8 protein-coding genes are annotated in these 13,564 nt (G+C 44.5%); 1 reads left to right on the top strand and 7 read right to left on the bottom strand.

Going from position 1 to position 13,564, the window contains the following annotated elements:
- Nucleotides 1-24: 24 nt before the first annotated feature.
- Nucleotides 25-4,365 carry a translocation/assembly module TamB domain-containing protein gene (locus IEX60_RS16005; RefSeq protein ID WP_188752403.1) on the top strand — a complete coding sequence of 1,447 codons (4,341 nt, stop codon included), beginning with the start codon at nt 25-27 and terminating at the stop codon, nt 4,363-4,365.
- A gap of 215 nt (nt 4,366-4,580) precedes the next feature.
- Here the strand turns inward: IEX60_RS16005 and IEX60_RS16000 are convergent, their stop codons facing one another.
- The 7 genes from IEX60_RS16000 to IEX60_RS15970 all read right to left on the bottom strand — a co-directional run bounded on the left by IEX60_RS16000 (nt 4,581) and on the right by IEX60_RS15970 (nt 13,412).
- Nucleotides 4,581-5,690 (bottom strand): Fic family protein, encoded by a 1,110-nt coding sequence (locus IEX60_RS16000; protein WP_188752401.1) that lies wholly within the window; start codon nt 5,688-5,690, stop codon nt 4,581-4,583.
- A gap of 110 nt (nt 5,691-5,800) precedes the next feature.
- Nucleotides 5,801-6,316: a DUF6155 family protein gene (locus IEX60_RS15995; protein ID WP_188752400.1), complete on the bottom strand. Its 516-nt coding sequence runs from the start codon at nt 6,314-6,316 to the stop codon at nt 5,801-5,803.
- 11 nt (nt 6,317-6,327) lie between these two features.
- Nucleotides 6,328-7,914 (bottom strand): DUF3843 family protein, encoded by a 1,587-nt coding sequence (locus IEX60_RS15990; RefSeq protein WP_188752398.1) that lies wholly within the window; start codon nt 7,912-7,914, stop codon nt 6,328-6,330.
- A gap of 39 nt (nt 7,915-7,953) precedes the next feature.
- Nucleotides 7,954-8,313: a hypothetical protein gene (locus IEX60_RS15985; RefSeq protein ID WP_188752396.1), complete on the bottom strand. Its 360-nt coding sequence runs from the start codon at nt 8,311-8,313 to the stop codon at nt 7,954-7,956.
- Between the two features lie 4 nt (nt 8,314-8,317).
- Complete coding sequence (locus tag IEX60_RS15980) at nt 8,318-9,289, bottom strand: virulence RhuM family protein/type II toxin-antitoxin system death-on-curing family toxin (protein WP_188752395.1); 972 nt, start codon at nt 9,287-9,289, stop codon at nt 8,318-8,320.
- Nucleotides 9,290-9,305: 16 nt separating this feature from the next.
- Complete coding sequence (locus IEX60_RS15975) at nt 9,306-10,646, bottom strand: RNA/DNA-binding domain-containing protein (RefSeq protein WP_188752394.1); 1,341 nt, start codon at nt 10,644-10,646, stop codon at nt 9,306-9,308.
- An 18-nt stretch (nt 10,647-10,664) separates the two neighbouring features.
- Nucleotides 10,665-13,412, bottom strand: coding sequence for a helicase-related protein (locus IEX60_RS15970; RefSeq protein WP_188752393.1), 2,748 nt, complete (start codon nt 13,410-13,412; stop codon nt 10,665-10,667).
- Nucleotides 13,413-13,564 lie beyond the last annotated feature (152 nt).

Genomic DNA, 13,564 nt, shown 5'->3' with positions numbered 1-13,564 from the left:
AATATCAAAAAAATATTAAAGATATTGTTATGGACTGCAACCGGAATCTTATTGCTTTCGGCGAGCCTCGTCTTTGCGTTGCGATATAAACCTGTCCAAACCTATTTCGCAAAAAAAGCAGCTGCCTACCTCGCTAATGAGCTTCATACAACGATCTCATTGGATGGCTTGTATTTCCAACCGTTTTCCTCACTTGTACTCAATGGCCTTTACATAGCAGACCAAGAAGGCGACACGCTATTATACGCCAACAAATTGACGGCAGCGGTAGATCTCTGGAAATTACGCGAGGGGCAAATCATTGTGAAAAAAATAGGTATTACCGATGGTCGGTTTTTTATGGAACGCCAACAAGAGCATACCAATCTTTCCTTTTTAATCGATTATTTTCGAACTGAACCGACCCCCAAAAAACAAGGAAAACGAATGAAACTCGACATTCGTACCGTAACACTTTCCAATACTTCAGTTGGATATAAACGTATTGGGGCACCTACCGTACGTCAGGGTATCGATTTCAACAACATTCAGCTCACCGAACTCAACGGTGATTTCACAGACATCGATTTCGTCAATCATTTATTTAAATCAACCGTCAAAAATCTCCGATTCCGTGAACAAAGCGGATTCCGGGTCCGGGAAATGAATACGCTGGCATTGGTCGACACAAACTCCATTGAACTCCGTGAGTTATACCTGGAGACTAACCGGAGCCGACTCCGCGATTACATCCGCCTTGGATACGATGACTTTTCGTCGTTCCGCAAATTTATAGATGCAGTCGATATTGAATTAAATCTGAACGGCGCACGGGTCCACTCGAAAGACATCGAATTTTTTGCCCCTGATGTAGCGACCACACTGTTCGACGTCACCTTATCCGGGTCATTTTTCGGAAAAATACCGGCCATCCATGCAAGGCACGTTACATTACGCGCAAGTGGAAACACCTATTTGGCGGGCAATTTCACGATTCATGGTTTACCGGACATTGACCACACCCTGTTCGACATGCAATTAAGCCGTCTCTCTACCAATAGTCACGATATCGAAACCCTGGTGCCCCAGTTGGGTAATTCTCCTGTGTTAAAGCTACCCGCAATTTTTGACCACATGGGCAATCTTACGTACGAAGGTACCCTTCAGGGACATTATTATCACTTCGCCGCCAATGGATTGTTGGAAACGGAATTAGGCACGGTTATAACCGATATCGATCTTAATATCCGTGACGGAATACGTTATGCTGGCCAGCTTTCTACGACAGCATTTGAGTTAGGCACCCTCTTGCAATTGCCACAATTTGGAAACAGCGGATTTGATATATCGATTGAAGGGAACGGCTTTGCCGTAAAGGAGATCAATAGCACCGTAACCGGCAAAGTTGACTATTTGGACTTCCGAGACTACGGGTATCGCAACATTGACCTCGAAGGAACTTTTGCAGAAATGCAATTTGCAGGCGACGTAGCGATCGATGACCCCAATTTACAACTGCATTTTGACGGAGATGTCAATTTCAATCCTAAATTTCCAGAGTATACCTTCACCGCGGAAGTGGGTTACGCAAACCTCTACCCCATTCACTTATATAAAAAAACGCCGATCACTGTAGAGAATGCTTCGGTGATCAGCAATTTCAAAGGAAGCACCATCAATGACATTCAGGGAGACATTGCGATACGCGATGTACAGTTTCTAACCAATACAGACCGGTATTTGATAGATTCGTTGACGTTGTCTGCCAACGGTAGTCAGGAACACCGTACCTTACACATCCAGTCGGATATCGCAACTGCGACGCTACATGGAGAGATAGATCTAACCAGCTTGGACAGCTATTTTAAATCGGTAGTGATGCAATATGCTCCTTCCATGGATTTGGAGGTTGGACCATTGGGAAAACAAGCTTTTGATTTCGATTTGAGACTCAAAAATGTTGAAGCGGTAACAGCCCTTTGGGCACCTAAATTACTGTTACCGGAAGGAGCGTCTATGAATGGGCATTTTTCTACTGCTAACAATACAGCCAATATCAACTTACTGGTACCCAAGCTGTCTCACGATGCCATCGTGGTAGACCGATTGATCATCGACGAGTCAACCCATTCGGGCGCACTGCGCCTATTTCTTACCGCCGACCGGATCAGTATCTCAGACAGTCTATATATCAACAATGTTAACCTCTCGCATACCTTGGCGAATGATAGTCTCTATACTAATCTAAAATTGGCCGATGTGACCGCGGGGAACCAACTTGATTTCAACGGGTTGGTAAGCTTCGAAAAAGACAGGCCCATTAAAATGCGCGTACTTCCCTCCACCCTGGTATTGAACCACGAGTTTTGGCAGCTCGACGAAAAGGCCTTATTTTACTTAGATAACGGAAAACTCGAAGTACAAGACCTTAATATATCTAACAACCGGCAAGTTGCCCGCTTAGAAGGCCTGATATCCAATAGTGCGGATGACAAGGCATTATTGACATTCCAGAATTTCAACCTTGCCGCTTTCAATTCAGCTACTTCGCCGTCGGGTGTCGAGCTAAGCGGGGTACTTAATGGTCAAATGGAAGTATCATCGGTTTTAAAGAATCCGTATTTGCTGGCAGATATAACTGCCTCCGATGTCTATGTGAACCGCACTGAAATCGGAGACATGATTTTGCAGGCTGATTTTGATCGTGTGCGGGAGCTGGTTAACGTAAAATTGGAAACCACACGTGGTGAAACCACCACCTTAATGGCAACGGGCACTTATGATGCAACCGCCGAAACCGATCAGTTGGCCATAGACGCCAGCCTCCATGAAACCGAACTGATACTTTTCCAGCCCTTTCTTACTAAACTTGTTTCGAATATCAGCGGAACAGTTTCAGCCGATATTAACATCGCGGGATCGATGTCGGAACCGCGAATCAACGGAACCTGCTATTTACACAACGCGGGTTTTACCGTAAACTATCTGCGGACACCTTATCGGATTAATGATCAGGTATCTTTATCCAATAGCACTCTTGTGCTTAAAAACCTGACCGTTACAGATCCAAAAAACAATAAAGCCATTGCCAATGGAACCGTAGATATGCGCAACCCACTGATTCCAAATATCCAGATAGACATCGATGCCACCAATTTTCTGGTTCTCAATACCACGTTCCGGGACAATCCGTTGTATTATGGCACCGCTTATGGTACGGGAAAATTTGTGTTCAATGGACCAACAGATGGTATGAATATAGCCATACAAGCCCGTACCGAAGAAAACACGCATTTTTATATCCCATTGAATGCCACGGGTACTGTAAGCGACAACGATTTTATTCATTTTGTAAACCATGACACCCTGAATACGCAGCACCCCCAATCTCGTTTACTCAGCGGCTTAAGTATGAACATGGATTTACAAATCACACCCGCTGCGGAAACCAGTTTATACACAGATTTAGGTGAATTGAGCGGCCGTGGTGAAGGGTTGCTTTCACTACGGGTATCAAGCCTTGGTGATTTCGAAATGTTCGGTGATTATACATTTAACAGTGGAAAGTTCACGTTTACGGCGCAGGACTTTATCAACAAGATATTTGATATCAACCAGGGAGGTAATATCCGTTGGACAGGGCAGCCAAGCGATGCAACCATCAACCTGGCTGCTGTATACGGTCAACGTACGAGCCTCAGCCCACTTTACAATGCTGCCGGAAGGGAACCCGTTGAACAACGGGTACTTGCCCATGCGGTGATGAACCTAAGCGGCAACCTCATGCGCCCGGATATTACCTTTGCACTTAACTTCCCTAACGACCCCTACGTAAAAGACGAATTACAGAGTTACCTCAGCGATGCCAACAATGTAAACCAACAGGCGCTGAGTTTGATTGTTCGGCGCAGCTTCGTTCCCGGATCTGCTGCAGATTTCAGCCGGGAGCTGAATAATACCCTGCTGAGCGCGGGCACAGAATTAGCTTTCAACCAACTGAACAACCTCATTTCTCAATCGTTGAACCTGAAATTTGTCGACCTGAATATCCGCTCATTAAACGATGCAAGTGCATCTGTCCGGCTTTTCAACGACCGGTTGATTTTTACGGGAGGTGTTACCGACCAGCGTAATCTCAATGACCTTAACGTGTTCAGCGACCGTGTGGTAACCGATGCCGAACTGCTTTACCTGATCCGCAAAGACGGGCGTTTGGTGCTGCGTGGATCCAATCGGCTGAACAGCCGAAATTTTCTACCACTTACCATCAACGAAAATTACGTCAGTGCATTGGGTTTGGTTTACCGTCAGGAGTTCTACACATTCGACGAGTTTCTGCGGAGGCTGTTTACGGTAAAGCGGAAGACGGAAGAAGAAGAAAACTAGTATGCCTCGCTTCACTGTGCCGGAACGTTTTCATTGAACATTTTAATTTTCAATGGCAATGATCATCGCAGGAATGGCCGATATACTTTTACGAATAACAACCCCGATCGCAGCCATTGAACTTTTGAGACACGCATTATTTTCCCGATGCAATATGTAATTTGTATTGATTTATAATGATTTAATGGAATAAGGTACAAACGGGAGCCAAATGGCTATGGTAGGTTCAACTGATAACGCACGGAACGCCCCGCCCCTTCCTGCACCAGCACACCCATCTCATGTAATTGCTGCAAATCGCGCGTAGCTGTGGCTTTGGAAACCTTGGTAATGCCCATATACTTTTTGGCTGTCATCCCGCCTTCAAAACCCTCGGTTCCTTTATCCAGCATTTTGTTGATGGCCTTCCATTGCCGCTCGTCAAGCTGGGTTTTATACCGATCACAAAACTGCGCCTTCTTCAACGTAAATAGCACCATGGCTTTGGCATCGCGCTGTGCATCTAGGATCACGCTTGCAAAATAAACCATCCATGCTGTAATGTCTAACCCGCGCTGTGCTTCCTTCAACGCATCGTAATAGGCTTTCTTATTGGCCTCGATGGTTTTGGATAAACTCAGCATGACAGGACGGCCAAGCGATTGCGAAAGTGCTTTCTCCGCTATCGCCCGTCCGATGCGCCCGTTACCGTCTTCAAACGGATGGATGGATTCGAAATACAGGTGAGCGATTGCCGACTTCAGTATGGCCTCGGGCACTTGTCCGTGTCGTGAGAACGTCGCTGAATTGTACCACCCTACAAAGCGTTCCATCTCCTCCGGTACCCGCAGCGATGGTGGTGCTTCGTAATGGATGATTTCGCGCCCATAAGCACCGGAAATCACCTGCATGGGGGCATCTCCCTGCCGCCACTCGCCCGGATTGACACGGCTTGTAGTGCCCGCAAAAAGTAATCGGTGCCACGCTTTTAGCATATCCGGTGTAAGCGGTTCCCGAAAGTCTTTCCTTACTGCCACCATCAATTGGGCTACGCCCGATGCCCGCTGGTCTTTTACAAAAACAGGCGTATCATTTAAGCCCAAATTATTCCGGATGGAGGACATCACGTCCTCGCGGCTTAGGTACTCTCCCTCGATCTCGGAGGTTTTCACCGCTTCCGAAAGCATGAGCTGGAGCAGTGTCTCTTGCTTGAGCGTATCCGGCAATCCCTGGATAAGGCCATTGACTTCCCCCGTTTCCTGCGCAAATGCAAGAATAGACGGCTGCACTTCCGTGACGTCGTAAGTAAAGTCAGGCCATCCCTGTAGTTGCCAATTATACACCATGAGCCGATTGCATTTCTTAATCGGCTCAAATATAAATATAAATTGAGCCGATTACAAGTTTTATTCGGCTCACTACTGCTGGACAACGTGAGGGTATGGAACATCTTTTGTCAAGCTTCATCGAAATACTCAAAGAAATAATCAGACAGCGTGTCGTGAAAGCCCCACCCCATATCACTCGTATCGGTCAACACTTTACGCAGTCGCTTCTCAAATTTCGGCAACAGCCGTTCTTTTTTGAGCAGCTTCAACGTTTGATGGTAAACGCTTTCCAAGCTATTGTAGAACGTTTCATTGATATCGCCAAATTGATTGGTAAATTCAACTCCCGTTTCCACATAGACCAACATCAAATCCGCCAGTTGCCACGGTAACGGCTCCAACTTCCTGAAATCGGAAATGGCCTGCTTACCTTTTCGCAAATCATAATCCCATCCCCTTAACGGAAAGAATGCCTGGATAACCCGCTCTTTATATTTTTCAAACAACGCATCCTCATCCGGATTAGCGAAATGGTCGAGATACTCCTGCACATTTTTGTGCTTCTTATACAAATCTCCCATTAGGGCAATGAGCTTGGCCTTGTCAAGCTTGTTCAATTCTTTCTTTACGGTGGTAAAAGACATAAGCGAGTAATTTATCGATGCACCTCAAACCCCTTTACCGTCATCCTTGGCGGCAGGTAGGTGGAAAATTCTTCCGGAAAATAAATATGCAGTAAAGCTTCAAAATCAATGATATCGTCCAGCCACCCGAAATCTGCCCCGTTGCGCTGTGGTTGATGAATACGCCTATGTTTGAATATGTATCGGAGCAGCCGCGTAGTGGCAAATCCACGGGTAAGTAAATCACTATAGAAATACTCATAAACTGTCTTGAACCCCGCTACACATTCATCCATCTCTTCCGGGGAATAGATGACCTCCACCGTCCAGTCGTCCGACACAAAGTAAAGCACGGTAGACTCTTCCGTATCGTCTGGCATGGGAAAGCTTCCCGGCTCATCGTTGAGCTCATCATTTTCCTCTTTTGCGCGTTGATACTGCCACTTAAGAAAGGCATCCATACGCTCGGCAAATATCTTTTTGCTCGGGAATACATTCCACGGCGTGCCAAAAAACTCCACGGCCGTATGGTATTGCTGTTTCAGGGTTTCGGCAAGCTTTTGGCGGAAGCCTCCATGGTGCCTGAGGAAGGGGTATTGATACCGCTCATTATAGGCGGAAATATCCACGGGCTTGGAGAAATCGAATGGTTCGAAAATCAAACCGGTTATCAAATACTCCCCCCTGAAATTAACAAGCTTGGTTTGTGCGTATTTGGCGTCATAAGGGCTGCCGAAGGATGATTTAGCTACCGCATAGCGCTCGTGGGTATACGTATGCCGAAACTGGTAATGCGTATCCGTTTCGTTTTCTATTTCGAACACCCCGTAGACCTGTTCTTTCAAACCAAGCAGCAATGCCCTATCGCTTGGCTTATCCTTAAGTGCCCCAGCCCATATATCCAACGGGTGCAGCGCGCCAAGGGCGGATGGGACGGTAAACATCAGGCGATCCTTTTCGGCATACCGAAGCATATTGATGCGTTCCAACATGGATGGATCGGCCTCCTCAAGTAACTTCTCTTCAAAATCAATGAGCCGGGCTGAAAACTCGTTTCCAAAAAGATAACTCTCGTAAACCAGCCAGCTAAGCACATCCTTCAGTTCGAAAAAATCATCGGGCACCTGCAAAAAAGTGCTGTAGAAATCCGTGAGCTTCACTTCTTCAATGGCATCGAGGTAATCCACGATTTCCTCGCGAAGCATGTCTATGCAAAGCACATCGACATAGGACACCTTATAATTTTCGCGGTGAAGCACGGCAAAATGCTGGTAGATCAAGAAGTGGATATCTGCGGGATTGATATCCTCATAATCCTCTTCCCACTCATCGAGTTGCACTTTGCTGAAGAAGGGAATGCGTTTGCCATATACGTTTTTGAAATGGCCCACCACCACTTCCCAGAAGCCGATACCATTTACCACGTCTTCAAAATAGGCAGTAATCCGGTAGGCCAGTTCGCGGCTTTCCGAATTGCTGGACTCATGGTTGCCGATCGCCCTTCGGATGATGCGATAAAGGTCGCGGCAGATTTTCAGGTAAAACTGGTCGTATGCCGTGAGCCTGTGATATGGTTTCCGTGCGAGAAACCACTCTTTACTAACATATGATAATTCCATCTACACTCATAAATGATGCTATATAAAACTCTTCCACGGTCAATCCTTCAAAATATCTTCCGATTCCATATCCAGCACCAACTGGTCTATTTCGTAATCGAACCATTCCTTAAAAAGCTTGAACGTCCGCTTCTCCGGCCAGTCGTTTTCATCCAGCCACCAATCGGCTAGCTCGGCCGTGAAAATCCTGTCGAAATTCCTGCGGAGCCAACGATCCACGGCTTCTTCCGTATCCTTCTCCTTAATAAGGTAAATTTTCCCTCTTTTCGACTCCGGCACCGGATCTTCATCGGGTGTCAGACTGTTTGCCCAATCGAAAAGCGGTTTCTTCGGCTTCACCACAATCGCATCACGGTTGAGCATTTCGTAGTATTCCAACTCATCTTCCATTTCTTCCATATCGCTATTGATTTCTATTCAGCACACTGATAACCAATTTTTTTACTGTTTCCATCTCCTCAGGTTTACTTGCCGCTATAAACAGTGTGAGGCTGGCTAACGCCTCGTTGCTAATGATTGTCTGCCCGTCCTTTGTATACAGCAATCCGTTTTTTTCCAGAAACAGCAGGAAACAGGTCGCGGCAATGCGCTTATTGCCATCTACAAAACCGTGGTTTTTTACAATGAGGTAGAGCAACGTGGCCGCTTTTTCTTCAATAGACGGGTAGAAATCCTCGTCTCCGAAACCTTTGGCTATCTGTGCGATGGCACTTTGGAAGCTGCCATCCTTCTGCTTACCAAACACGGCAGATTCGAAATCCGCTTTCATCGTATCGATAACCTGTTGGTAATCGTCCATTTCAGGATAAACGGCCGGGCGTTTGGTCGCACCTTTGGCATCCAATTGTTCGTGGTCATAGTCATCCAGCAGTTCCAACCCGCTGGCAAATTGGTTCAACCACTCCAAGCCCGCATCCCCTATTTTGCCTTCGATGGCCCGGCTTAAGATACGAATGCCGTCTTTCAGCGTTTGCACCTCCTGCTGCTTCTGTGCCAAACGTTTTTTGTTGATGGCGTAACCCTGCACAAGGTAATCTTTTAAACGTTGGGTAGCCCATTGGCGGAATCTCGTAGCTACCTGTGATTTAATACGATATCCAATGGAAATGATGACATCAAGGTTATAGAATTTCTGATTCCGCCTAACCTCCCGTTGTCCTTCTTTTCGAACTATTAAGAAATCCTTAATAGTTGCCGCTTCGGCTAATTCTTTCTCCTCATAGACATTCTTAATATGCATATTAATATTTGGAACGGTAGTCTGGAAAAGGGTAGCCATCATTTTTTGTGTAAGCCACACAGTATCTTTCTCGAACGTTACTTCAATCTGCGTTTGGCCATCGCTGGCTTGGTATATTTCGATTTGGCTTTTCATTTCCTATTCGCTTAGCTCACTGACTTACTATCCGCTTTCCCAACGCCGTCAATACGTAACGCTGCTTGCTGCTTGTCGGATTATTAGGGTCGACCAATTCTACAAGCCCCGCTTGAATGGCCGGATTCAAATAATTCTCCCGGAAATTTTTTCTATCTGATAACCCAATAAAGTCCTGCAATTCCTGCCTGTTGTGCTCTCCCGTAAATACCGCCAACAATCGCTCTACTTGGGGGGTGACTTGGGGGGTGACTTGGGGGGTGACTTGGGGGGTGACCGACTCCGATGCCGGAAACGTCATCCGGATAAAGTTACCCATAAACCGGAAGCATTCCTTTCCATAACTTTCCAAAATCCGTGGCACGCCAGAACCAAGCTGTTCCACCAATTCCAGATCCCGATACACCCGCATCAGTTCCCGATTCCTTGGGATAGAAACACCATCAAAAAAATCATCTTCATTGAGGTTCTCCGGCAATGTACCTGCGGAAGTAATTTCGATACGATCGGCAAATAGCTCGAATTTGGGTGGCACCTCTCGGGTAAAGTCGTTATGCACAATCGAATTTATCACGGCCTCGCGGATGGCCACCGGATTCCAAAGCCTGCGGTCTATCCGTTCTTTGGACGTGATTTGAGTCGCCGTCCGGTTTTCCAATTCAATTTTATCCAATACGCTTTTCGTGGCTTTGATAAGCGAGCAATAGCCGTATTCATTGTTTTCAATGAGGTCTACCCGGTTCGTACCGCGATATTTCGCTACTTTGATGGAAACACCGTTTTCATCAGCCAACAGATAAGCTGCATAATTGAGCGTACCATCTTCAGTGAGTAACTCCAAGCTCTTTTTAAATTGATTGTTGAGCGGCTTGCGCTTTTCCTCATAATAAATACGAAGCTGCTCAAAGGTCAAGTCCTGACGGTTCGATCGGATTTTGCCAATGGGATTACGGGGACGGGTGGAGAACAGTTTATCAATCATACCCTGCGGCATTGGCTCCACTGCTGTACCGATACGGATGAAGCAACCTTTCTCGGTCATCCCATATTTCTTTTTGAAGTACGGCTTTTCACTGCCACTGGCCACAGTGATTTTGACAATTTCCTTACCCTCGCGCTCCTCAACCACCACATCAAATAAGCCCATGGCCGATGGGGAAATATTGTTTTTGATACGGTCTTTGATCTTTAGCGCATCACCGTCCGCATCCGCGACACCAATTACGTTACCTGTCTTGTCAACACCGATATAAATCACACCGCCTTCGTAGTAATTCAAAAAGGCGATTACCTCCTTTTCAATATCCACATCGGTATGGGGCTCGCGTTTGTATTCTATGCGATTGGTTTCGGGCATTTTGTAATCGTTTTTTAACTAAGAAATAATGTCATTGATATATTTACTGTCGACATCAGCTCCACTTGATTTCAAAATCCTTTCAATAAAAGACTCGCTCCAAAACGGATGAGCAATCAATGTCCGGCGAACATCTGAATTCAAATAGAAAACCCCATTATCCTCTTCCAAAGTATAATTATCCTTATTTTTCAATATAGTTCTCAAATCCCCATTAAAAAAATTTTGCCAATATTCTTGCCTAAAATTCAATTCAAAACGTTCATCATTAGCCAAACCCGCTAAGTCTAATGCCAATCGCCAGTTCAACAAATTATGATACTTCTGATTATAATAATCCCTCAAACAGTCATAGCATGAGGAAGTGCAATCTTTGTGATTACTGTTTAATAAGAAAGAGTACAGATTATTATCGGCCCCATTTTGAATTAGCTGACTGATAAAAACTTCTGCTGCGATATTTTCATCTTCTTTACCATTAAGGTAAGAGCAATAACCCGCGCCGTTCACAGCCCTCTCAACCATATAAATTTCATGGAATTTCGTTTCAGGCGAAATCCGATATCCGATATCAAATTCATTGGTTTCAATATCTAAGATACTGCATATCGCCTTACGAATCAAGTAGCCCCATGACAAGAACGCAGCTTGCTGATATATGTCTCCAGACTTGAATTCATATTTGTTTTTGTCGACACCTTTTAAAGAAAGAGTAATAACGCCTGTGTGTTTAGATGAAATAAATGCGTATTCCCCTTGACCAATAACCCGTCTATTCTTCTCTTTCAAAAGGTCTTTTACGACCCAGGCCTTGCTACCTTCCAAATTACCCATCGAGAATAGCTCACCTCCATTATCATTGACCATATGCACGATTCCACTTTCAGGATCAGCATTTGATTTTATTACCAAATTTCTAATTTCTCTTGTGGTCTCCAGTTTTGAATTAGGATCCAGAGTAACTTCTCCTGCACGGTTATTAAATTCAAATCTACCGTCGAAATCACGAGGCTCCCTATCTTTCTCAATATAGAAACCTATTGGAGCAATTGCTTCAAATGCTTCAATATCGCTTGAGTCGCACACTTTACATGTATCGTCAACAGGTTCAGTATAAACTGTTTTACAATTCATACACCTGTTTAATGATCTTAAATTCCCTCTACCATCTACCTCAACATAGCGTCCTTTTTCTATTTTATAGCCAAGTACCCCAACCGCAGTCAACACTTTTTTATCTTTTACAATCTCACTCCCTGGGGCAAATTCGGAAATTGCCAAATCCAATTCTCGTTGAATCGTATTATTGTTATTTCTGTTTGGCTTTTCTTCGTATAATGTTCTCACTTGCGTCGGAAAACCGAACATAGGAAACAAACCAGCATTTGCAAGTCGTTCTCCTAATTCATTTTGCGGATACGACGTATCATCTTTAACTACTCTGTCAACTTTGACTAGAAACTCATTTTTAACCCGCCTTTGATAAATCTCTTTTGTACTAAGGGAGATTCTTGTTTCCGTTTTAAAGGCATCGATGATTTCGCAGATAGCACTCTCGTCCTCAATAAACCCCTCTATGAGGGAGCGTCTTGATGGCCAATCTTCCACATTGCCAAAAGCACCATGTACGTCCGATCCGCCGATATCTTTACCCTTTAGACTTTGGTGGAATATTTCCTTATAAACAAAACGCAGCATGATGTCTATTTGGCCCATTTCGAGATAAGGGTCGGTTGGGGTTGCAGACACCATCCGAAAAGACTGGTTATAATGTGCTTGATCATGCGAATTTCCCTTGGCTATCGTTAATGCAATGGATAACGACGCATTCCTTCTTCCCGCACGTCCAACCCGCTGCTGATAATTGAACCGTTGAGGAGGGACATTGCCCAACATCACTGCCATTAACGAACCAATGTCAACGCCAGCTTCCATTGTTGTGGTCACATTCAGCAAATCAATTTCCTCCACAAGATTATTTTCGTCTTTCAAAAACCGGCTTTGAAATCTTCTTTGACGTGTGCTGGCTTCCGCAGCACCTGTTTGTCCGGTAAGCTCTTCACAGTGCAAACGAGTGGGATTACCTTTCAGCAGGCCTGCATTATACCGGTAATAGTTATTTTCTAATTGTTCTGATAGCTCCCCATAGTTTCTTTCTTCAACCGCTTCATTACAACAATGTGTACATATATTCTTGAAATTAACCAATTGTATATTACCGCACACACTACATTCGTAAATTGGATCACCGCTGTTGTAATACTTTAGTTTCAATCCATACCCAGTAAGTCGAATATCATCCTGACTTTTTATTAGGCGATTTTCGAGCAAGATTTCTTCAAAATTATCCTTTAATCCATTTGAACGATATCGCCCGAAACCATAACATTTTCGCCAGTATTTCCATAGTCCTTCAGGAATAGAAGATTGTTCATTCTCATATTTCCCATAAATCCTTCCACACTCTCCCAATATTCTAATACTGTTTTGTATAAATTCTTTAGGATAACTTTTATAATCGCTAATATCTGCCACAACATAGCCGATGCCCAATGCTTCAAGGGATCTATTTCGACCTGAGAATAGACTGGATAATATTTCAGATTGTAAAGAACTTTTTATCTTCCCATGTAATTCGTCATCCTCTTTACATTTGAATTGAACTTCTCCGTCATCAAAAACATATTCCTCAAACCAATTATGTCCGTATTGACTTTTTAGTAAAGATGCTTTTGGACCACCAGGATTTACTCCAATATTTAACAACTTCTTGGCAAGAATGTCAGTTAACGATGAAACACTTATGAAGCCTTTCCGCTTTGCAAGCTGGTTGTTTTATGATACTGCCCTTTTGTTGGACAACTAATTTCAAACCTAATATATTATTTTCATTTTTTCGGATTGCACTACCAGATATT

The organism is Parapedobacter defluvii (genome assembly GCF_014642075.1).
In the GTDB taxonomy this organism is placed as follows: Bacteria; Bacteroidota; Bacteroidia; order Sphingobacteriales; family Sphingobacteriaceae; genus Parapedobacter; species Parapedobacter defluvii.
Note: the sequence above shows the minus strand (reverse complement) of the source record. Positions and strands in the feature narration are given on the sequence as shown.

Bases quoted from the DNA above. Each gene is read 5' to 3' on its own strand.
- IEX60_RS16000 (WP_188752401.1), bottom strand. From the start codon at position 5,690: ATGGTGTATAATTGGCAACTACAGGGATGGCCTGACTTTACTTACGAC.
- IEX60_RS15995 (WP_188752400.1), bottom strand. From the start codon at position 6,316: ATGTCTTTTACCACCGTAAAGAAAGAATTGAACAAGCTTGACAAGGCC.
- IEX60_RS15990 (WP_188752398.1), bottom strand. From the start codon at position 7,914: ATGGAATTATCATATGTTAGTAAAGAGTGGTTTCTCGCACGGAAACCA.
- IEX60_RS15985 (WP_188752396.1), bottom strand. From the start codon at position 8,313: ATGGAAGAAATGGAAGATGAGTTGGAATACTACGAAATGCTCAACCGT.
- IEX60_RS15980 (WP_188752395.1), bottom strand. From the start codon at position 9,289: ATGAAAAGCCAAATCGAAATATACCAAGCCAGCGATGGCCAAACGCAG.
- IEX60_RS15975 (WP_188752394.1), bottom strand. From the start codon at position 10,646: ATGCCCGAAACCAATCGCATAGAATACAAACGCGAGCCCCATACCGAT.